The organism is Thioalkalivibrio sp. ARh3 (genome assembly GCF_000377265.1).
Classification (GTDB): domain Bacteria; phylum Pseudomonadota; class Gammaproteobacteria; order Ectothiorhodospirales; family Ectothiorhodospiraceae; genus Thioalkalivibrio; species Thioalkalivibrio thiocyanoxidans.
In genome coordinates this window covers 32,495-53,905 of the sequence record NZ_KB897949.1, presented here as the reverse complement: position 1 = coordinate 53,905, position 21,411 = coordinate 32,495, and the positions used below count along the sequence as shown (strand labels likewise).

The following is a 21,411-nucleotide window of genomic DNA, read 5'->3' as shown; positions in this document are numbered from 1 at the left end:
ATACCCATCCGCCCCCGCCGAGGGGAACGTGGTCTCGAGAACGCCAGCAAGACGGGCCGCTGCGTTATCATTCGCGGCATGACCGAACGCCTGCCCTGCCATATCACCGTCGCCGCCGTCATCGAGCGGGACGGGCGCTTCCTGTTCGTCGAGGAGACCGATGACGGACGCCATGTACTGAACCAGCCGGCCGGCCATCTCGATGCCGAGGAGGACCTGGTGGAAGCGGTGATCCGCGAGGTCCGCGAGGAGACCTGTCTGGACTTCCAGCCGGAGGCCCTGCTTGGCTGCGACCTGCTCGCGCTCGCCAATGGCGCGGTGACGCTGCGCGTCGCATTCTGCGGCACGGCGAGCGAACCGAGCCACCCGCCGGCCCGCGATCCCGCCATCCATGCGCTCCACTGGCTGACACCGGACGAGGCGCGTCGCGGCTGGCCGCTGCGCAGCCCGCTGGTCCTGCGCACCATCCGCCGTTATCACGATGGCGTACGCCTTCCGCTCGCCGCGGCCGGCTCACTGGTTCATGCGGAGGGGCCGTGAGCGGTCCCGAGCGGGTGATCGTGGGCCTGTCGGGCGGGGTGGATTCGGCCGTGGCGGCCAGCCGCCTGCTGGAGGCCGGCTATCGCGTGGAAGGCCTGTTCATGAAGAACTGGGAGGATGACGACGACGCGGAATACTGCGCGGCCGAGGCCGACTACGAGATGGCCCGCGAGGTCGCGGACTGTCTCGAGATCCCCCTGCACAAGGCGAACTTCGCCGAGGACTATCGCCAGCGGGTGTTCCGCCACTTCCTGCACGAATACGAGGCCGGCCGGACGCCGAATCCGGACATCCTGTGCAACCGCGAGATCAAGTTCCGTTCATTCCTGGATCACGCCCGCCAACTGGGCGCGCAATGGATCGCGACCGGCCACTACGCCCGTGTGCGCCACCGCCCCGACCACAGCGAGCTGTGCATGGCCGCGGATGCCAACAAGGATCAGACCTATTTCCTGCACACCCTGACGCAGGAGCAGCTGCGCCCCGCGCTGTTCCCGCTCGGCGACATCCCCAAGGAAAGGGTGCGCGAGCGCGCCCGCGAGCTGGGGCTGCCCAACCATGCCCGCAAGGACTCCACCGGCATCTGCTTTATCGGTGAACGCCGCTTCCGCGACTTCCTGGCGCAGTACCTGCGCGCGCCGGAGGGCGAGATGTGCACGCCGGAAGGTCGGGTCGTGGGGCACCACCAGGGCCTGATGTTCTACACCCTGGGCCAGCGCCAGGGGCTCGGCATCGGCGGGATCGACGGGTTTCCCGAGGCCCCCTGGTATGTCGTGGACAAGGATCTGGGGGGCAATCGGCTTGTCGTCGCGCAGGACCCGCAGCATCCGCTGCTGATGAGTCCCGCGGTCGAGACGGAGACCGCGCACTGGATTCACCGGCCGCCTGAGCCGGGACAGCCGTTGATGCTGCGCCTGCGTCATCGCCAGCCCTTGCAAACCTGCCGGCTGGAATCCATGGATGGGGGTCGGCTACGTGTTCGCTTCGAGACCCCTCAGCGTGCGGCCACACCCGGCCAGTCGGCGGTTTTTTATGACGGTGACGTCTGTCTGGGCGGGGCCGTGATTGCCAGCCGCCGCACACTGGCCAGTGAGTCAGAAGCCTCGGTTCCGGTATAGTAGGCGCGTTTTACGCAGCCACCCACTCACGCCTGTTCCGGGAGCCCTCCGGCTTGGACCGTAACGACCACAACCGCACGTTGGCGCTGGCCGCCCTCTTCCAATGCGCCAGCCTGGTCAAGGACCTGGCCTGGCGCGGCAGCTGCGACGAATACGAATTCGAGATCCTGATCGGCAGCCTGTTCGCGTTCGACGCGGAGACGCCCGAGGATGTCTACCGCGGCGCCAGCAGCCTGCGCCCGGGCCTGGAGCGGGTGCACAGCCAGCTGCAAAATGGCGGCAAACCACCGGATATGGAGATCACCCGCTACGCGGTGGGCCTGATCTTTCTGGAACGCAAGCTGCAAAAACGCCCGGACATGCTGCAGAAACTGGGCGACGGGCTGCAGGGTGCCCAACGGCAGGTGGACTATTTCACCATCACGCACGAGAGCGTGATCGCGCGCCTGGCCGAGATCTACAAGGAGACCATCTCCGAGCTGGGTCCGCGTATCGTCGTCCAGGGCGAACAGAATCATCTTTCCAATCCCGAGATCGCCGCGCGCGTTCGCGCCCTGCTGCTGGCCGGCATCCGTGCCGCCGTGCTCTGGCGCCAGGCGGGTGGATCTCGCTGGAAACTCCTTCTGGGCCGCAAACGACTGATTCGCCAAGCGGACCACATCCTTCAACGACTGAACACCTGACAGCGGATAGCGCATCATGAGCCACGCAGAACCGAAAAAGACCGAAAACCTCTCTGCCGGCGGCCGCGAGTGCCGGTACGTTCCGATCACCGATGACCCGCGCGCCCGGGACCTGCCCTACGCGCTGAAGATCCTGCTCGAGAACCTGATGCGCTTCGAGGACGAGCGCACGGTCAGGCGCGCCGATATCGAGGCCCTGCTGGACTGGGATCCGAAGGCCGAGCCCACGCAGGAGATCGCCTTCCGCCCGGCCCGCGTACTGCTGCAGGACTTCACTGGCGTGCCCGCGGTCGTCGATCTGGCGGCGATGCGCGACGCGATGGAGGCCCTCGGCGGCGATCCCAAGAAGATCACGCCTCTGCAGCCGGCCGAGCTGGTGATCGACCACTCGGTGCAGGTCGACGAGTACGGCAATGCGAATGCGATGAACCTGAACGCAGAGCTGGAATACTCGCGCAACCGCGAGCGCTACAGCTTCCTGAAGTGGGGCCAGCAGGCGTTCGATACCTTCAAGGTGGTGCCGCCGGATACCGGGATCGTGCACCAGGTCAATCTGGAGCACCTGGCCCGCACCGTGTTTGTCGAGGACCGCGCCGATGGCAGCTGCCTCGCCTACCCCGACACCCTGGTGGGCACCGACTCCCACACCACGATGATCAATGGCCTGGGGGTGCTGGGCTGGGGCGTCGGCGGCATCGAGGCCGAGGCCGCGATGCTCGGCCAGCCGATCTCCATGCTGATCCCGCAGGTCGTGGGCTTCCGCCTGACCGGTCGTCTGGCCGAAGGCGCGACCGCGACCGACCTCGTGCTGGTGATCGTCGAGATGCTGCGCAAGAAGGGTGTGGTCGGGAAGTTCGTCGAGTTCTTTGGCGACGGCCTGGCGGATCTGCCGCTGGCCGACCGCGCGACCATCGCCAACATGGCGCCGGAATATGGCGCGACCTGCGGCATCTTCCCGATCGACGACGAGACCCTGGAGTACCTGCGCCTGACCGGCCGCGAGGCGGGCCATATCGAGTTCATCGAGGCCTACGCCAGGGCCCAGGGCCTGTGGCGCAACGACAATGCCCCGGTGGCGCGCTACACCGACATGCTGGAGCTCGACCTGTCCACCGTCGAACCCAGCCTGGCCGGGCCCAAGCGCCCGCAGGACCGCATCGCCCTGAGCCAGGCCGGAGCCGAGATCACCCGCCACCTGGACACCATGCTCAAGGAGCGCGACAGCGGCGCGGACGAACCCGAGGAGGCCGAGCGCTTCGCCGCGGAGGGTGGTCATACCGCGGTCGGTGTGGAGCACCAGGCGGAAGAGCCGCATCACACGGCCATCGAGATGAACGGCGAGAGCTTCACCCTCGACCACGGCGACATCGTGATCGCAGCCATCACCTCCTGCACCAACACCTCGAACCCGTCGGTCATGCTGGGGGCCGGCCTGGTCGCCCGCAAGGCCCGCGAACGCGGCCTGCAGGTCAAGCCCTGGGTGAAGACATCACTGGCCCCCGGCTCCAGAGTGGTGACCGACTATCTGCAAAAGGCCGGGCTGCTCGAGGATCTCGAGGCGCTCGGCTTCCACGTGGTCGGTTATGGCTGCACGACCTGCATCGGCAACTCCGGGCCCCTGCCCGAGCCGATCAGCGAGGCCATCATCAAGGATGACCTGATCGTCAGTTCCGTGCTCTCCGGCAACCGCAACTTCGAGGGGCGGATCCATTCCGAGGTGCAGATGAACTTCCTCGCCTCGCCACCGCTGGTGGTGGCCTATGCGCTGGCCGGGCGCAGCACGCTGGATCTGTACAACGACCCCATCGGCGAGGACGCCCAGGGCAGCCCCGTGTTCCTGAAGGACGTCTGGCCGACCACCGAAGAGGTCAACCAGGCCGTCCAGGCGCATGTCGATGCCCAGAGCTTTACCACCGCCTACGGCGACCTGTACACCGGCGAGGATCGCTGGCGCAATCTCGAGGCCCCCACTGGGGACCGCTTCGAGTGGCAGGACGACTCCACCTACGTGCGCAACCCGCCCTACTTCGTGGGGATGGGCATGACGCCCAAGCCGGTAACCGATATCGATGGTGCCCGGGTACTGGCGCTGCTGGGCGACTCGGTGACCACCGACCACATCTCGCCGGCCGGCTCCATCGCCAAGGACAGCCCGGCCGGACGCTACCTCGAGGAACAGGGCGTGAAGCCCGCGGACTTCAACTCCTATGGCTCGCGGAGGGGCAACCACGAGGTGATGATGCGCGGGACCTTTGCCAATGTGCGCCTGCGCAACCTGCTGGCCCCCGGCACCCAGGGCGGCGTCACGGTCCACCTGCCGGATGGCGAGCCGATGTCCATCTATGACGCGGCCATGCAGTACAAGGAGGAAAACACGCCCCTGATCGTGATCGCCGGACAGGAGTACGGCACCGGCTCTTCGCGCGACTGGGCGGCCAAGGGCACGCTGCTGCTGGGCGTGAAGGCCGTGATCGTGGAGAGCTTCGAGCGAATCCACCGCTCCAACCTGGTGGGCATGGGTGTGCTGCCGCTGCAGTTCCTGCCGGGCGACAACGCGGCCAGCCTGGGTCTGACCGGTCGCGAGACGTTCTCGATCACCGGCGTGAACAACGGCGAGGCCCGCGAGGCCACCGTCACCGCCGTGGCCGATGACGGCGAGCGCACGACCTTCAACGTCCGTGTGCGGCTGGACACCCCGCAGGAGATCGACTACTACCGCCACGGGGGCATCCTGCCCTATGTGTTGCGCCAACTAGCACAATGAGACTAAGGTCACAGCATGACGCGGCGGGTACCCATAGAGGACGTGAGGTCCGGCCATACGCTGGCGGCTGCGGTCCATGACCGCTCCGGCCGGCTTCTGATCCCCGCTGGCATGGTTCTCCAGGACAAGCAGATTCGAGTACTGCTGTCTTGGGGGATCACGGCCGTCGAGGTGCTCGAGGAGGGTGCCGACGACGCACCGATGTCGGCCCTGCAGGACAACGAAGACCCTCCTGCCGCCGAACCCACCCCCGAGATAGAGGCCCGCGCCGACGAGATCCTTGCCGAGCGCTTTCAGCACTGCACGGTGGACGAGCACCCCATGTCCGGCATCTACCGCCTGGCGCGGCAGGCCCTGCTGGACGAGCTGTGCCGCTACACACCGAGAAGGCGGAGCGAACAGGCATGACGGTCGACGATTTTCTCGCCGCGGACGATGCCCTGTGCAGCTTCTCCGGAAGCTACAACACCATCTTTACGCGCCTCAGCGACCCGACAGCCAATGTCGCGGCCATCACCGAGGCCGTGGAGCTGGACCCCACGATCGCCGCCAAGACACTCAAGGTGGCCAACTCCTCGCTCTATGGCTTCCCGGAGCCGATCGACACCCTGCACCGGGCGGTCTCCATCATCGGCCTGCAACAGATGCGGCAGATCGTGATGTCGACGGTCGTGATCGAACACTTTCGCGGTGTTCCGGTGATCGGCGTGGACATGGAGTCCTTCTGGCGTCACAGCCTCGCCGTCGGCGTGCTGAGCCGTTCAATCGCGCGGTTCCGGCGCGAGGCCAACATCGAACGGCTTTATCTCTACGGGATCATGCACGACCTCGGGCGCCTGCTGATGTTCCTGCATCTGTCCAGTCGCACCGAGGAGCTGATCAACATCCGCGAGCGGGAGCGCATCCTGCTGTTCGAGGCGGAGACGGAGTTTCTCGGCTTCGACCATGCGGCCATTGGCGCGGAGCTGATGGAGCAATGGGGCATGTCACCGGCACAGGTGGAGGCCACCCGTTTCCACCATGCGCCGACCGAAGCACAGGCCTTCCCGGTCGAGACCGCGATCGTCCATGTAGCCGACAGCATCGCCAACGCCTTTCGACTGGGGTCGTCAGGCGAACGCTTCGTCCCGCCCGTGGAGGCGGAGACCTTTGACCGCATCGGCCTTGAGATCGAGACCTACGAAGCCGTGATCGGCGATGCCCGGAAGCAGCTCGGACAGATGCAGGCGATCCTGCTGGACTGACGAGGGACGGATGAGCGCACGGACGCAGGTAAAGGACGACCCGGCATGAGCCCTTCCTACAAGACGCCTGACGAGGTCAATGCGCTGCACGAGCGCATCCGCTTCCTCGAGGAAGCGCTGGAGGCAAACGCCTACGCGATGGACGTGCTTGCCTCGACCACCGCGATTTTTGGCGACACCGACCGCAATCGCAGCCCGGACCTGATCATCCAGAGCAGTCTGGAATCCATCCGACGTCTGCTGCCGGCCCGCGACATGGCGGTCTACATCCTCGACGGCGAGTCTTCGTTTGATCTCGCCTATCAGCAGCACCCTCGGGAGGATGCATACGATCTCGCGGATGCGGTCGAGGACCTGATTCGGGAAGGAACCTTCTCCTGGGCGTTGCACCAGAATCATCCTGTCTGCCTGCCTTCAGACTTCGAGGGCGAGAGCGTGCTGCTCCATGTCATCTCGACCCGAACCCGTATTCGCGGCATGTTCGCCGCCCGTTTTCGCCAGAACGACCTCCAGCGCCACGAGATGACCCTCTCGACGCTGACCATGGTGCTGTTCAACACGGCCTATGCGCTGGAGAGCGCGGACCTGTTCCAGATGATGGAACGGCGGCAAAAGGCCTTGCAGCGGATTACCGAACACCAGTCGCGCGAACTGCTCCATCACCAGTCGCACGACTCCCTGACCAACCTGCCCAACCGGATGCTGTTCAGCGACCGGCTCTCACAGGCGATTGATCGCCATCGGGGCACCGATCATCACATTGCGTTGATCCTGCTGGACCTGGACAACTTCAAGCGCCTGAACGACTCGCTGGGGCATCGCGCCGGGGACGAGCTGATCCGCAAGGTCGCACAGGACCTGGGCAGACTGCTGGAACGTGGCCGTGACCGCGCGGGGCGCGCGTTGCGCGCAACCCTGTCGCGCCTGGGGGGCGACGAGTTCGGCATCCTGGTCGAGGATCTGCAGGGCCTGGAGGGCTGTGTCCGGCTGGTGACCGACATCGTGCGCACGACCGCGGTAGAACGCACGATCTTCGATCACCCTGTGGTGACCAGCGCGTCGTGCGGAATCGCCGTGTTTCCCTACGACGGGGAAGACTCCGATGTCCTGCTCAGCAACGCCGATGCCGCCATGTACGAGGCCAAGCAACGCGGCCGCAACGGCTTTCGCTTCTACACCCAGGACCTGAATTCCCGCACCTTCCGCCATTTCGAACTGGAAAAGGAACTGGGGACCGCCATCGAGCAAGACCAGCTGGTCCTGCACTACCAGCCGAAAGTCGACCTGCATACAGGTGACATCCTGGGCGCGGAGGCCCTGATCCGCTGGCAGCATCCGAAACTCGGTCTGTTGCCCCCCAGCCACTTCATCGAGTTGGCAGAGGACATGACGCTGATCGAGGCGATTGGGGAATGGGTGCTCCGCCAGGTCTGTCGGGATCTGAAGCGCCTGCCCTCTCCGGCCCGGAATCAGGCCTTCCGCATCGCGGTCAACGTCTCCGCGCGACAGCTGCGCCAGCCCGACCTCGCCGGCGACTTTCACGCCATCCTGCAGACCGCGAACGTTGCCCCCGAGTGCATCGAGCTGGAACTGACCGAAACCACCATCATGGATGACCCGAAGGGTGCCGCCCGCATGTTCGAGCGCCTGCGGGAGATCGGCATGCGGCTGGCCGTGGACGACTTCGGCACCGGCCATGCTTCGCTGATTCAGCTCAAGAAACTCCCGGCGGACACCCTCAAGATCGACCGTTCCTTCGTCCAGGATCTCGAGCGCAGCGACGGCGATGCGAAGATCGTCCAGGCCATCGTGCAGATGGCGCATACGCTGGGCCTGAACATCATCGCGGAAGGCGTTGAAACTGAACGCCAGGCCGAGATCCTGCGCGAGTTCGGCTGCAACGAGGCCCAGGGCTACTTCTTTGCCCACCCCATGGCATTCAACGAGTTCCACGCCCTGTTGCAGGACCGGGCGCGTCTCCCGCGGGCCGGATAAACCTATCCGCCGGCACCGCCCGGGCCCGTCAGCTTCGCCGGATCCAGCAGTGCTTGCAGCCGCTCGCGCGGGATATCCGTGTGCTCCGCCGCGACGTCCAGTATCGGTCGTCCGGTGGCATAGGCCTCCTTGGCGATGCGGGCGCCCGACTCGTAGCCGATCTCCGCGTTCAGGGCCGTCACCAGGATCGGATTGCGATCCAGCGCAGCACGCAGATTGTCCTCGTTCACCGTAAAGCCCGCGATCGCCCGGTCCGCCAGATGGTTGGAGGCACGCGCCAGCAGGCCGATCTGGGTCAGCAGGTTGTCGGCAATCAGCGGGAGGCCGACATTCAGCTGGAAATTACCCCCGGCGCCAGCGGCCGCGATCGCTGCATCCAGACCGATCACCTGTTGCGAGGCCATAATCACCGCCTCCGGGATCACCGGGTTGACCTTGCCCGGCATAATCGAACTGCCGGGTTGCAGGGCCGGAAGGGCAATCTCGCCCAACCCCGCCAGGGGGCCCGAGTTCATCCAGCGCAGATCGTTCGCGATCTTGGTGAGCCCGACGGCAACCGTGCGCAGCTGTCCGGAAACCTCCACCGCGCTGTCCTGACTGGCCAGCGCCGCGAAGCCATTGCCCTCATGCCCAAATGACAGGCCGGTTCGCTCGGCCAGACGCCCTGCCACACGCCCGCCGAAGCCGGCGGGTGCATTGATGCCGGTGCCCACGGCAGTGGCGCCAATGGCCAGACGCTGAATGCGCGCGCGGGTATGCTCCAGGCGATCCAGGTCCAGTTCCAGCTGCCTGCGCCAGCCGGAGAGTTCCTGCCCCAGCGTCACGGGCATCGCATCCATCAGGTGCGTGCGCCCGGTCTTGACCAGCGCCCCGACCTCGCCCTCGCGCCGGGCAATCGTGGCAATCAGGTGGCGCAGCGCAGGCACCAGTTCCTGCTCCAGCGCCAGCGCCGCAGACACATGTAACGCGGTAGGGATCACGTCGTTGGAGCTCTGCGAGCGGTTCACATGATCGTTCGGATGAACCGGCTCGCCGCCACCTGAAGCGATTCGCGCGAGCACCTCGTTCATGTTCATGTTGGTGCTGGTGCCCGAGCCGGTCTGATAGACGTCGACCGGGAAGGCGTCCGCATGCTCGCCCGCGGCGACCGCCTCTGCAGCGGCCACAATCGCGTTCGCCACGGCATCGGGGAGCTGGTCCAGTTCCTGGTTGGCCTCCGCGCAGGCGGCCTTGGTCAGCGCGAGGGCCCGAATGAACGCATGGGGCATGGGCCGGCCGGCGATCTGGAAGTTGTCGATGGCGCGCTGGGTCTGGGCACCCCAGAGGGCATCCCGGGGGACTTCCACCGGTCCGAGGCTGTCCTGCTCCTGGCGGGTCGGGGACTTCGACATGCACTCCTCCAAATGATCGGGCGTAGCTTTGTATTATACTGCGCCGCGTCAATCGACCGTCCGATGGGCGCATCCCCACGCACCTGACGGACCCATTTATTCCGACTCGAGTACACCATGTCCCTGAGCCCACTGTCCGCGATCAGTCCCGTCGATGGCCGCTATGCCCGGCACACCCGCGACCTGGCCCCCTATTTCTCCGAACAGGGCCTGATGCAGGCTCGGGTACGGGTGGAGATTGCCTGGCTCAAGGCCCTGGCCGCCGAGCCCGCTATCCCCGAGGTGCCGCCGCTAACCGCAGAGGCGGAGGCGTTCCTGGACGAGATCGCCCTGGAATTCGACGAGATCGCCGGTGCCCGGGTGAAGGAGATCGAGGCCACGACCAATCACGACGTCAAGGCCATCGAGTACTACATCAAGGAGCAGATGCGCGGCCGGTCCGATCTGCAGAGCCAGATCGAGTTCGTGCACTTTGCCTGCACCTCCGAGGACATCAACAACCTCGCCTACGGGGTGATGGTCCGCGAGGCTCGCAATCACGTGATGCTGCCGGCGCTCGATGCCGTGCTGGAGCCGCTGCGCGAGCTCGCCCGGCGCTTCGCCGATCAGCCCCTGCTGGCCCGGACCCACGGTCAGCCGGCCTCGCCCACGACCATGGGCAAGGAACTGGCCAACGTGGTCCATCGTCTGGAACGGCAGCGCGCCGCAATCGCCGCCAACGAGTGCCTGGGCAAGATCAACGGTGCGGTGGGCAACTTCAATGCCCACTACGCGGCCTACCCGGAGGTGGACTGGCCGTCGCTCTCGCGGCGCATGGTGGAGAGCCTGGGGCTGGTCCCCAATACCCACACCACGCAGATCGAGCCGCACGACTTCCTGGCCGAGCTGTTTCACGCCTTCATGCGCCTGAACACGATCCTGCTGGATGCCTCGCGCGACATCTGGGGCTACATCTCGCTGGGCTACTTCAAGCAGAAGGTCGTGGCCGGCGAGGTCGGATCGTCGACCATGCCCCACAAGGTCAATCCGATCGACTTCGAGAACGCCGAGGGCAACCTCGGGCTCGCCAATGCCGTATTCGATCACCTGGCGAGCAAGCTGCCCGTCTCGCGCTTCCAGCGTGACCTGACGGACTCCACCGTGCTGCGCAACATCGGCATGGGCTTCGCCTGGTCGCTGATTGCCTACAAGGCCTTCCAGCGCGGTCTGGGCAAGCTGGAGATCGAGCCCGGCCGGCTGGACGAGGATCTCGACCAGAACTGGGAGGTGCTGGGCGAGGCGGTGCAGACGGTGATGCGCCGCTACGGGATCGAATCTCCGTACGAAAAGCTGAAGGCCCTGACCCGTGGCCAGCGCATCACGCCACAGGCGCTGGCCGAGTTCATCGACGGCCTGGAGATTCCGGACGAGGTCAAACAGCGCCTGCGCGAGTTGACCCCCGGACGGTACACCGGGATCGCCAGCCAGCTGGCTCGCGACGAGTAAGGCGTGCCCGCCCACGACCCGAATCAGGGCCTGGAGCTGCTGGGCGGGCTCTCACCGGCGGAGTTTCTGCGCGACTACTGGCAACAAAAGCCGCTGCTCGTACGCGGCGCGGTATCGGGCTTCGCCAACCCCATCGAGCCCGACGATCTGGCCGGGCTCGCCTGTGACCCGGATGCCAGCGCCCGGCTCGTGCTCGGCGGGACCGACCAAGCCGACTGGGCGGTCGAATACGGCCCGTTCGAAGAAGATCGCTTCGCTTCCCTGCCCGATCGCGCCTGGACGCTGCTGGTCAGCGACGTCGAGCGGTTCTGGCCCGAAGGCCGGGACTTCCTCGCGCAGTTCGACTTTGTCCCGCGCTGGCGCCGCGACGACCTGATGATCTCCTACGCGGCACCCGGAGGCTCGGTCGGGCCCCATGTCGATGCCTACGATGTCTTTCTGTTCCAGGCGGCCGGGCGCCGGCGCTGGCAGATCCAGTCGCCACCCGGGCCGCTGGACTGCCACGACGACCTGCCTCTGGCGATCCTGCGCGAGTTCGATCCAAGCGAGAGCTGGGAGCTCGAACCGGGCGACCTGCTCTACCTGCCCCCCAACCTGCCTCACTACGGCCTGTCATTGGATGACCGGTGCATGACCTGGTCGGTCGGCTTTCGTGCCCCCACCTATCTCGACCTGCTGACCGGATTTCTGGAGGAGCGGGCCAACCGGGTCGGCGAAGAGCCCCGATACAGCGATCCCCAGCGCCCGGCGTCCGCATACGCAAGCGAACTCCCGGTACACGACCGTACCCGCCTGCGCGGTATCCTGCGCGATATGCTCGCCGCCGACGATACGGAACTGGATGCCTTCCTCGGGCGCTTCCTGAGCCGGCCGGCGGCGAACGTCGAACTGCAACCCGGTGATCCGGTCGCCGCAGCGAGGGCGTGCCGTATTCACCCGGGCGTTCGACGCCACTGGCTGGGGACACCGGCAGGGCCGGTCCTCTGCGTCGCCGGCCACAGCTATTCGGCGCACGAGCTTTCGCCGGAGGAACTGGAGCGGCTGTGCGCGACGGAGACCCTCGATCCGGAGCAGTGGGAGCGCCATTGGCCGGCGATTCACGAGATGCTTCGCGACGGACTGGAGGAAGGCTGGCTGGAGCCCGCTGAAGACCCAACCCAGACCTTAGTTCCCGACACTTAGGCCCCTGTAATCAGGCACAGGCGCGCAGGCAGGGCTCCGCCGCGCGCTCTATTAGCTCCGGGCCAGCATCCGACCGGTGTGCACCCTCAGTCAGGATGCGCCGCCACTGGCGCGCCCCCGGCTCGCCGTGAAACAGCCCCAGCACATGCCGGGTCAGCCGCGCCAGCGGGATCCGCTCGGCGTGCATGTCGCGCGCCATGTCGATCAGACCCTGCAGCACGGCCTCGCGCGTCACCTGGCCGGGCACGTCGAAGTACAGCCGGTCGACCTCGGACAGCACCCACGGCTGATGGTAGGCCAGCCGCCCGAACATCACCCCGTCCACCCGATCGAGATAGCTGCGCGCGGCGCGGACATCGTCCAGACCGCCATTCAGCACGATAGTCAGTTCCGGAAACTCCGCTTTCAGTCGGAACACGCGCTCGTAGTCCAGAGGCGGAACATCGCGGTTGTCCCTGGGGCTCAGGCCTTGCAGCCACGCCTTGCGCGCATGCACGATGAAATGCCGGCAGCCGCCCCGCGCAACGGTCTCGACAAACGCGCGCAGATCGGCCTCCGAATCCTGGTCATCGATCCCGATCCGATGCTTGACAGTCACCGGAACCGCGACGGCATCCTGCATCGCGCGCACCATCTCGGCCACCCGTTGCGGCTGCGCCATCAGGCAGGCGCCGAACGTGCCCGACTGCACGCGGTCGGAGGGACAGCCCACGTTCAGGTTGATCTCGTCAAAGCCGCGTTCTTCCGCGATGCGTGCAGCCTGAGCAAGAGTGGCGGGATCGGATCCGCCCAGCTGCAGCGCCAGCGGGTGTTCCGCCGGGACATGGCCCAGCAGCCGGTCGCGATCGCCATGGATCACCGCGTTGGCGTGTACCATTTCGGTGTATAACAGCGCGCGCCGAGTCAGAAGCCGATGGAAACGCCGACACCAGGAGTCGGTCCAGTCCATCATCGGCGCCACCGAAAAACGTGGATCGGGAATACGCAACGATTCAGTCACGGCGCCACCCGCCCGGCGGGTGGCGCCCGGAATGCCAAGGAATAAATGCCCATGTCGGAAAACGAAACGCCGGAAACCTTTCTGGACAGTGTCTCACACATGGTCGATCGCGCCATGCACTTCCTCGAACTGCCCGAAGGTGCGATGGAGGCGATCAAGGCCTGTGACTCGGTGATCCAGGTAAGTTTTCCGATCCGCTTTCGCGACCGCATCGAGGTGTTTACCGGCTGGCGTGCCGTGCACTCCGCCCACCGCCTGCCGGTCAAGGGCGGGCTGCGGTTCTCCCCCACCATGGACCAGGAACACGCCGAGGCCCTGGCCGCCCTGATGACCTACAAGTGCGCGATCGTGGACATCCCGTTCGGGGGTTCCAAGGGCGGGCTGCGCATCGACCCGCGCAAATATGACGAGTGGGAGATGGAGCGGATCACCCGCCGTTTCGCCCACGAACTGATCCAGCGCGACTACATCAGTCCCTCGCAGAACGTGCCAGCCCCGGACGTCGGAACCTCGCAGCGCGAGATGGCCTGGATCATGGAGACCTATCGCGACCGTCACCCGGAAGACGTCAACCATGGCGCAGCCGTGACCGGCAAGCCAATCGACCTGGGCGGCATGCGCGGTCGTCTGGAGGCCACCGGGCGCGGCGTGCAGTACGCCCTGCAGGCCTTCTTCCGCGAGGGCAACGCCGCGCGCGAGGCGGGGCTGGAAGGCGGCCTCGGCGACCAGCGCATCATCGTGCAGGGCTTCGGCAATGTCGGCTATCACGCCGCACACTTCCTGCAGAACGACGACCACGCGAAGATCGTCGGCGTGATCAAGAGTGATGGCGGGGTCTACAGCGAGGATGGCATCGATGTCGATGCCCTGAACGACTATGTACGCCGCTCCGGGACCATGGAGGGCTTCGCCGGAGCGGAATTCGAGCGCAACGGCAACCGGATCATGGAGCGCGAATGCGACATCCTGATCCCGGCCGCGCTCGAGGGCGCGATCCATCGCGAGAACGCCTCCAACATCCAGGCCCGCCTGATCGCGGAGGCCGCGAACGGCCCGGTGACCTTCGAGGCCGACCGGATCCTCCAGGAACGCGGCATTACCATCCTGCCCGATGTCTTCGTCAACGCCGGCGGGGTCGTGGTCTCGTACTTCGAATGGGTGCGCAATCTCGCACACATGCGCTTCGGCCGTCTCGAACGGCGCTACGACCAGTCCCAGGGACAGCATCTGGTCACCGCGATCGAGATGTCCACGGACCACCAGCTCCCTGACTGGATCCGCGAGTCCATCGTGCGTGGCGCGGAGGAGATCGACCTGGTGCGCTCCGGCCTCGACGACACCATGCGCGAGGCCTTCAGCGAGATGCACGAGACCCGCGAGGTGGAAAGCAATGGGGCGGTACTGGATTACCGCACGGCAGCCTATCTGATTGCCCTGCGCAAGATCGTGCGGGCGCGCAGCGACCTGAACCTGATCTGACGTATAGCGCTGGCTCCCCTCGCAGGCAGGAGCCCGAGTCAGCCCCGCTCCGCTTCCGAGGCCAGCAGTTCCTGCAGCCAGTGGCCGCCGCGATCCGCCTTGGTGCTGAGATAGCGCAGGTTGTGCGGATTGAGCGTCCCGTGTACGGGCTCGCGAGCGGCTACCTGAATACCCCCGGCGCGTAGCGCCTCGATCTTCGCGGGGTTGTTGGTGAGCACACGCACTGTATCGATGCCGAGGAACTCCAGCATCTCCACGGCCGCGTCGTAGCGCCGCCCATCGGCCTCGAAGCCCAGCTGGCAATCGGAGTCGATGGTATCCAGCCCGGCTGTTTGCATGGTGTAGGCGCGCAGCTTGTTGGCCAGGCCAATACCGCGCCCTTCCTGCGCCAGGTAAAGCAGTACTCCCCCGCCGCTTTCGTTGATGGCCTTCACGCCAAGCCGCAGCTGATCACCGCAATCGCAGCGCAGGCTGCCGAACAAGTCGCCTGTCAGGCAGGCCGAATGCAACCGTACTGGAACCGCTTCCGGCCACTCGCTGGGCTCGCCAATGACGACCGCCACATGCTCGAGAATCCCGTTCCCCTCCCGAAAGAGCATGAAGCGGGTTACCGGAGCATCGGCCAGGGGGACCGGGGCCTCGCTCACGTAGGCCAGTTCCAGCCGCGGGTGATGGGCGACCGCGCGTGCCTCGTGTTCGTCCACATCCAGGAACATCCCGTCTGCCAGTGCCGAACGGATGGCCTCGGGCGTCGGCTCGGGGACCCGGGCAGACACGACGGCCGGCAACAGGCGCCCGGCACGGGCCAGCTCCAGCGCCGCCACTTCCGACGGCTCAGCCGGAAGCACGTCTGCCTGATCCAGGGCATGGGTCGGGTGTTCCCCCTCGTTTGAGGCCTCCGGGGCACTGGCCAGGGTAAACAGGGCCTCCGGGTCGGTCCCGGGCGCAAATTCCAGCGCGACGCCTTCCCAACCCTCGGCCAGCGGTTGCGGCCAACCCATTGCGGACGCACGATGGGGCGTTAGAATCAGACGCGGGCGGCCGCCGGTCATGTGCGTCAGACGATCCAGCAACACCGGGGTCAGACCTTCAACGGCGGCTACCAGTACACTGGACTGTTCACCGCTCAGCAATACCGGATGGCCCCGGCGAAGGTCGAAAATCCCACGATCGGCGTTGTGCATCAGGTCCTTCCCAATGGAGTTTGTCTTATGACCAGCCCGCAGGACGCGAATTCCACCTTGTCCGGCCGCGACCAGTCGCCCCAGCTTCCCCCAAGCCTATCGCATGTGCGCCCTCAGGGTCGCGAAACCCGGAAATTCCCGGCGTGACGGCCTATCCAGTCACCGAGGAGCAGGCCTGGCGCTGGCTGCTGGCGCAGCGCGCCGATCCGGGCTGCTGCCCCCTGCCCGGCCCCCTCGCCCCGGCCGCACACGACCTGCTGGAACTGTACGGCCCGATTATCGAGTCGGAAAGTATCACCGTGGCGCAACTCGGCCAGAGCCTCGACGGCCGCATCGCCACCTACACCGGGCATTCCCAGTTCGTGACCGGCCCCGAGGACATCGAGCATCTCCATCGATTGCGCGCGCTGGTGGACGCCGTCGTGGTAGGTGCCGGCACCGTGGTCGCCGATGATCCCCGTCTGACCGTCCGCAAGGCCGAGGGCGCCCATCCGGTGCGTGTGATTCTCGACCCCGAAGGACGCATTGATCCGACTGCGCATGTATTCCGTCACGACGAGGTGAAAACGCTCGTTGTTCACGCAGAGGGGTTTGGTCCGTGTGACATGCCCGCCCATGTCGAATGCATGGAGATTCCAGCCGATGAGGACGGGCGCTTTGCCCCGCCGCAGATCCGCGACCGCCTGGCGGCGGAACACGGCCTGCATCGTTTGCTCGTCGAGGGCGGAGGCCGAACGGTCTCGCGTTTCCTCGCCAGTGACGCCCTGGACCGCCTGCATTTGACGATCGCACCGATGCTGATCGGGTCCGGGCGGCACGGTATCACCCTGCCCGAGATCGAGACGCTCGATCAAGCCCTGCGTCCCCCGTGTCGCATCTTCCGTCTGGGTGGTGACACCCTGTACGACCTGGATCTGCGCAGCAAGCCCTGACGCCCCCCTGTACATGCGACGGGGCGCGCCAGTGGCCCTGATTCAGCCCCTCAGGCGAGGTTGTCGCGAATCGCGCGGGAGACCGCTTCCAGTTCCGCCGGCACCTTGGTCGGCTGCACCACACTCTGCGCGATCGCGGTGTCCGGGTCTTTCAGGCCATTACCGGTCAGGGTGCACACCACGGTGGACCCTTCCGGAATCCTGCCCTCGCGGATGTCGCGCAGGGCGCCGGCCAGCGATGCCGCAGACGCCGGCTCGCAGAACACGCCCTCCTTCTCGGCCAGGAGCTTTTGCGCGGCCAGGATCTCGTCGTCCTGGCACTCGTCGAACCAGCCGCTGGACTCCTCGCGCACCTTCCAGGCCATGTCCCAGGACTGCGGATGCCCGATGCGGATCGCAGTAGCCACGGTGTCCGGGTTGTCGACCATCGCCCCGCGCATGAACGGCGCGGACCCGGCCGCCTGATAGCCGACCATGTGCGGCCGGTTCCCTACCATGCCGCCGCCGGCGTACTTGCAGTGGCCCTTGCAGTAGGAACAGGCCTCCGTCACGTCGTCGCTGCTCTTGGCCGCCATCTCGCTGTAGCCGATCCAGTGCGCGGTGATATTGCCTGCATTGCCCACCGGCAGACAGTGGTAGTCCGGCGCACGGCCGAGCTCCTCGACGATCTCGAACGCGGCGGTCTTCTGGCCCTGCAGCCGGTACGGATTGACCGAGTTCACCAGTGTCACCGGCGTGTTGGAGGCGACCTCCTTCACCAGGCGCATGCCATCGTCGAAGTTGCCTTCGATCTGGATGACCGTCGCCCCGTGCATCATCGCCTGGGCCAGCTTGCCCATCGCGATCTTGCCATCCGGGATCACGACGAATGCGGTGATCCCGGCCCGTGCCGCATAGGCGGCGGCCGCGGCCGAAGTGTTGCCGGTAGAGGCGCAGACAATCGCACGCGAACCCTCTTCCACAGCCTTGGTGACGGCCATGGTCATGCCGCGGTCCTTGAACGAACCGGTGGGGTTCAGGCCCTCGAACTTCACGTAGATCTCGACCTCGCGCGCCAGATCGCGCGGGATGTTGTTCAGTCGGATCAACGGCGTGTTGCCCTCGCCCAGCGAGATGATGCGGGTGTCGTCGTGGACCGGCAGGCGGTCACGGTAGCGCTCGATCAGTCCGGTATAGCGGTGTCCAAAGGCCATGGTGTTCTCTTTAGTCTTTGCGAAAGCAAGAGCGCAGGCTCAGCGGCCCAGCCCTTCCATGCGGATGCGAGTAATCGGGGTCAGCAGGTGGTCCAGTGCTTCGAGTGCGGCGATCGCCTCGTTCATCGCACCCTCGCGGACCCTGTGCGTCAGCATGATGATCGTGGCCTCGCCGCGCTCCGGGTCCGGCTCGCGCTGGAGAATCGCCTCGATGCTGATGCCGTGCTCGCCCAGGATACGGGTGATATCGGCCAGCACGCCCGGACGGTCCTGGGTGCGCAGGCGCAGGTAGAAGGACGTCTCCACCTCGGACAGGTCCAGCACCGGCTTGTCCGACAGGGCATCCGGCTGGAAGGCGAGATGCGGGACCCGGTTCTCGGGGTCCGTGGTCAGGGCGCGCACGACGTCGACCAGATCGGCCACCACCGCGGAGGCGGTCGCCTCGGCACCGGCACCCGCGCCGTAGTACAACGTGGGGCCGACCGCGTCGGCATTGACCAGCACCGCGTTCATCACGCCATCGACATTGGCAATCAATCGGCGCTCCGGGATCAGCGTCGGGTGAACGCGAAGCTCGTAGCCCTTGTCGGTGCGCCGCGCGATTCCCAGATGCTTGATGCGATAGCCCAGCTCGGCAGCAAATCCGACATCCTCGCGCGTGATATTGCTGATGCCTTCGACCGCCACACGGTCGAACTGCAGCGGGATGCCGAACGCGATGGACGCCAGGATTGCCAGCTTGTGTGCGGCATCGATACCCTCCACATCGAAGGTCGGGTCGGCCTCGGCATAGCCCAGTGCCTGCGCCTCGCCCAGGACGTCGTCGAAATCCCGACCCTTGTCGCGCATCTCCGTCAGGATGAAGTTGCCGGTGCCGTTGATGATCCCGGCCAGCCACTCGATCTGATTGCCGGCCAGGCCCTCGCGGATGGCCTTGATGATCGGGATGCCCCCGGCCACCGCGGCCTCGAACGCCACCATCACGCCCTTCTCCTGGGCACGCTGGAAAATCGTATTGCCATGCAATGCGATCAAGGCCTTGTTGGCGGTGACGACGTGCTTGCCGGCATCGATCGCGGCCAGGACCAGGTTCAGCGCCGGGTCGGTGCCGCCCATCAGTTCGACAACGACCTCGACTTCCGGGTCGTTGACGACCGCCGCCGGGTCCGTGGTCAGGCGGATCTGCGAGCAGTCGCATTCGCGCTCACGCTGGACATCGCGCGCGGCGGCGGCCACTACCTGGATGCCACGGCCTGCCCGTCGCGCGATCTCGATTCCGTTGCGGTCCAGCACATTGACTGTGCCGCAGCCAACCGTGCCCAGTCCCAGGATTCCAATCTTTACCGGCGTCATAAAAGCCTTGTCTTGTCTGCTCTGCGTGCGGGCGGTGCGCCCGGATGAATTCCTGATTGCTATTCGCCTCGAGCCGGCGCCGGCGGCTCGGTGGCCGCATCCGCCAGGATCGAGTCGGCACGGAACATGGCCTTGATGCCCCGTAGCGCCTGGCGCGTGCGCTGCTCGTTCTCGATCAGGCTGAAGCGCACGAAATCGTCCCCGTAGTTGCCGAAGCCGATCCCCGGCGAGACGGCCACCTTGGCGTCACGCAGCAGCTTCTTGGCGAATTCGAGCGATCCCATCTCGCGGTAGGCCTCCGGGATCGGTGCCCAGACAAACATGGTCGCCTTCGGCTTCTCCACGTGCCAGCCCAGCTTGTCGAGCCCTTCGCACAGCACGTCGCGCCGAGAACGATAAAGCTCGCGAATCTCCTCCACGCAGTCCTGCGGGCCTTCCAGCGCCGCGATCGCAGCGACCTGGATCGGTGTGAAGGTTCCGTAATCCAGATAGGACTTGATACGCGCAAGCGCGGCCACGAGCGTCGGATTGCCACACATGAAACCAACACGCCAGCCCGGCATGTTGTAGGTCTTCGACAGGGTGTAGAACTCGACCGCGATGTCCTTCGCCCCCGGCACTTCCAGAATCGACGGCGCCTTGTAGCCGTCGAAGCTGATCTCCGCATAGGCCAGGTCATGCACGATCCAGATCCCATGTTCCTTGCAGATCGCAACGACCTGCTCGAAAAACTCCCGATCGACGCACTGCGTGGTCGGATTGGCCGGGAAATTCAGGATCAGCATCTTCGGCTTCGGCCAGGAGTCCTGAATGGCCCGTTCCAGCTCGGCGAAGAAGTCGACCTCCGGCGTAAGGGGCACATGGCGCACATCCGCCCCGGCAATCACGCAGCCATAAGGATGGATCGGATAGGCGGGGTTCGGGACGAGCACGGCATCCCCCGGCCCCAGCGTCGCCAGCGCGAGGTGCGCCAGGCCTTCCTTGGAGCCGATGGTCACGATCGCTTCGGTCTCAGGGTCCAGCTCGACATCGAATTGAGTCTTGTACCACCGGGTGATCGCCCGGCGCAGGCGCGGGATGCCCTTCGACACAGAGTAGCGGTGAGTGTCGCCCCGTTGGGCGGCCTCGCACAGCTTGTCGACGATGTGACGCGGCGTCGGCTGGTCCGGGTTGCCCATGCCGAAGTCGATAATGTCCTCTCCGCGGGCACGCGCCTCGGCCTTCAACTGATTCACGATGTTGAAGACGTAGGGCGGTAGGCGTTCGATACGAGGAAAGGCGTCGGTCACGGGTCAGGTCCTGGTTGGGCCAAGCGAGCCGGCAGCAGATCGGGGGAACGCCGCGGAATCCCCTTGCACCGGAAAGCGCGCCAAAGTATAACCCGGGCCCGCCTCTGTCAACGAATCCGGCACTGGATCGGCCACGTTGCAAATGGCTGTTCTTGAGCCTGCCACGCGCCCGGAGTAGCGTGTAGCCCATGCTGTTCTCCGAAGTCACCAGCGAGGAAACCTACATCGTGACCGGCTACGAGTCCGGCGCGGTAGGGATCAATCAGGTCGGGTATACCCGAAGCCTGATCGTGCGCCCGAACTCACTGGAGCAGGAGTGGCCGGTTGATACCATCGATGCGCTGGCAGTCGAACACCTGAGTTCCGTGATCCACCACCCCCCCGAAGTGCTGCTAATCGGTACCGGCGAGGTACAGCAATTCCCGGACCGGAAGGTCTGGCGCTACTTGCGCAACGAGGGATTCGGGGTGGAGATCATGGATACCGCCGCCGCTTGTCGGACGTACAATCTCATCATGGCGGAGGGTCGCGAGGTCGCGGCCGCGCTAATCATCGACGGCGGCGAGTAAGGGCAGGCTC

General features: G+C 65.8%; 18 protein-coding genes. 12 read left to right on the top strand and 6 right to left on the bottom strand.

The window, feature by feature from the left end; translation table 11 throughout:
* Positions 1 to 78 precede the first annotated feature (78 nt).
* Genes C995_RS0107190 through C995_RS0107160 form a run of 7 tightly spaced genes read left to right on the top strand, consistent with a single transcriptional unit; the run spans position 79 to position 8,344 of the window.
* Positions 79 to 540 (top strand): NUDIX hydrolase, encoded by a 462-nt coding sequence (locus tag C995_RS0107190; RefSeq protein ID WP_018864281.1) that lies wholly within the window; start codon positions 79 to 81, stop codon positions 538 to 540.
* Positions 537 to 1,658: a tRNA 2-thiouridine(34) synthase MnmA gene (gene mnmA, locus C995_RS0107185; RefSeq protein ID WP_018864280.1), complete on the top strand. Its 1,122-nt coding sequence runs from the start codon at positions 537 to 539 to the stop codon at positions 1,656 to 1,658. The genes C995_RS0107190 and mnmA overlap by 4 nt, the downstream gene beginning before the upstream one ends.
* 53 nt (positions 1,659 to 1,711) lie before the next feature.
* A complete protein-coding gene (gene hflD / locus C995_RS0107180) occupies positions 1,712 to 2,341 on the top strand; it encodes a high frequency lysogenization protein HflD (RefSeq protein WP_018864279.1) in 630 nt (209 codons plus the stop codon).
* A gap of 16 nt (positions 2,342 to 2,357) precedes the next feature.
* Complete coding sequence (acnA, locus tag C995_RS0107175; protein WP_018864278.1) at positions 2,358 to 5,105, top strand: aconitate hydratase AcnA; 2,748 nt, start codon at positions 2,358 to 2,360, stop codon at positions 5,103 to 5,105.
* 15 nt (positions 5,106 to 5,120) lie between these two features.
* Positions 5,121 to 5,513, top strand: coding sequence for a hypothetical protein (locus tag C995_RS0107170; protein ID WP_018864277.1), 393 nt, complete (start codon positions 5,121 to 5,123; stop codon positions 5,511 to 5,513).
* Positions 5,510 to 6,349, top strand: coding sequence for an HDOD domain-containing protein (locus C995_RS0107165; protein ID WP_018864276.1), 840 nt, complete (start codon positions 5,510 to 5,512; stop codon positions 6,347 to 6,349). Before C995_RS0107170 ends, C995_RS0107165 begins: the two co-directional genes overlap by 4 nt.
* 45 nt (positions 6,350 to 6,394) lie before the next feature.
* A complete protein-coding gene (locus C995_RS0107160) occupies positions 6,395 to 8,344 on the top strand; it encodes a bifunctional diguanylate cyclase/phosphodiesterase (RefSeq protein WP_018864275.1) in 1,950 nt (649 codons plus the stop codon).
* A gap of 2 nt (positions 8,345 to 8,346) precedes the next feature.
* On the opposite strand, the gene C995_RS0107155 is transcribed toward C995_RS0107160, so the two are convergent.
* A complete protein-coding gene (locus tag C995_RS0107155; RefSeq protein WP_018864274.1) occupies positions 8,347 to 9,735 on the bottom strand; it encodes a lyase family protein in 1,389 nt (462 codons plus the stop codon).
* A 117-nt stretch (positions 9,736 to 9,852) separates the two neighbouring features.
* Between C995_RS0107155 and purB the strand changes: the two genes are divergently transcribed.
* Both purB and C995_RS0107145 read left to right on the top strand, forming a co-directional pair.
* Positions 9,853 to 11,220 (top strand): adenylosuccinate lyase, encoded by a 1,368-nt coding sequence (gene purB / locus C995_RS0107150; protein ID WP_018864273.1) that lies wholly within the window; start codon positions 9,853 to 9,855, stop codon positions 11,218 to 11,220.
* 3 nt (positions 11,221 to 11,223) lie between these two features.
* Positions 11,224 to 12,402 carry a cupin domain-containing protein gene (locus tag C995_RS0107145; protein WP_018864272.1) on the top strand — a complete coding sequence of 393 codons (1,179 nt, stop codon included), beginning with the start codon at positions 11,224 to 11,226 and terminating at the stop codon, positions 12,400 to 12,402.
* Between the two features lie 10 nt (positions 12,403 to 12,412).
* Here C995_RS0107145 and dusA read toward each other — a convergent pair whose 3' ends face one another.
* On the bottom strand, positions 12,413 to 13,354 hold the full coding sequence (dusA, locus tag C995_RS0107140) for a tRNA dihydrouridine(20/20a) synthase DusA (protein WP_019624205.1): 942 nt from the start codon (positions 13,352 to 13,354) through the stop codon (positions 12,413 to 12,415).
* A gap of 99 nt (positions 13,355 to 13,453) precedes the next feature.
* Between dusA and C995_RS0107135 the strand changes: the two genes are divergently transcribed.
* Positions 13,454 to 14,881, top strand: coding sequence for a Glu/Leu/Phe/Val dehydrogenase (locus tag C995_RS0107135; RefSeq protein WP_018864270.1), 1,428 nt, complete (start codon positions 13,454 to 13,456; stop codon positions 14,879 to 14,881).
* A 38-nt stretch (positions 14,882 to 14,919) separates the two neighbouring features.
* Here the strand turns inward: C995_RS0107135 and ribA are convergent, their stop codons facing one another.
* Complete coding sequence (gene ribA, locus C995_RS0107130) at positions 14,920 to 16,065, bottom strand: GTP cyclohydrolase II RibA (protein WP_018864269.1); 1,146 nt, start codon at positions 16,063 to 16,065, stop codon at positions 14,920 to 14,922.
* A 143-nt stretch (positions 16,066 to 16,208) separates the two neighbouring features.
* On the opposite strand from ribA, the gene C995_RS0107125 reads away from it, so the two are divergent.
* Positions 16,209 to 16,997 (top strand): RibD family protein, encoded by a 789-nt coding sequence (locus tag C995_RS0107125; protein ID WP_018864268.1) that lies wholly within the window; start codon positions 16,209 to 16,211, stop codon positions 16,995 to 16,997.
* 50 nt (positions 16,998 to 17,047) lie between these two features.
* Here C995_RS0107125 and thrC read toward each other — a convergent pair whose 3' ends face one another.
* The 3 genes from thrC to alaC are packed head-to-tail and all read right to left on the bottom strand — an operon-like array spanning position 17,048 to position 20,832.
* Positions 17,048 to 18,190: a threonine synthase gene (gene thrC / locus C995_RS0107120; protein ID WP_018864267.1), complete on the bottom strand. Its 1,143-nt coding sequence runs from the start codon at positions 18,188 to 18,190 to the stop codon at positions 17,048 to 17,050.
* 39 nt (positions 18,191 to 18,229) lie between these two features.
* A complete protein-coding gene (locus tag C995_RS0107115; protein WP_018864266.1) occupies positions 18,230 to 19,543 on the bottom strand; it encodes a homoserine dehydrogenase in 1,314 nt (437 codons plus the stop codon).
* A 59-nt stretch (positions 19,544 to 19,602) separates the two neighbouring features.
* Positions 19,603 to 20,832, bottom strand: coding sequence for an alanine transaminase (gene alaC / locus C995_RS0107110; RefSeq protein WP_018864265.1), 1,230 nt, complete (start codon positions 20,830 to 20,832; stop codon positions 19,603 to 19,605).
* A 188-nt stretch (positions 20,833 to 21,020) separates the two neighbouring features.
* Here alaC and C995_RS0107105 point away from each other — a divergent pair, with 188 nt between their 5' ends.
* Positions 21,021 to 21,401 (top strand): Mth938-like domain-containing protein, encoded by a 381-nt coding sequence (locus C995_RS0107105; protein ID WP_018864264.1) that lies wholly within the window; start codon positions 21,021 to 21,023, stop codon positions 21,399 to 21,401.
* Positions 21,402 to 21,411 lie beyond the last annotated feature (10 nt).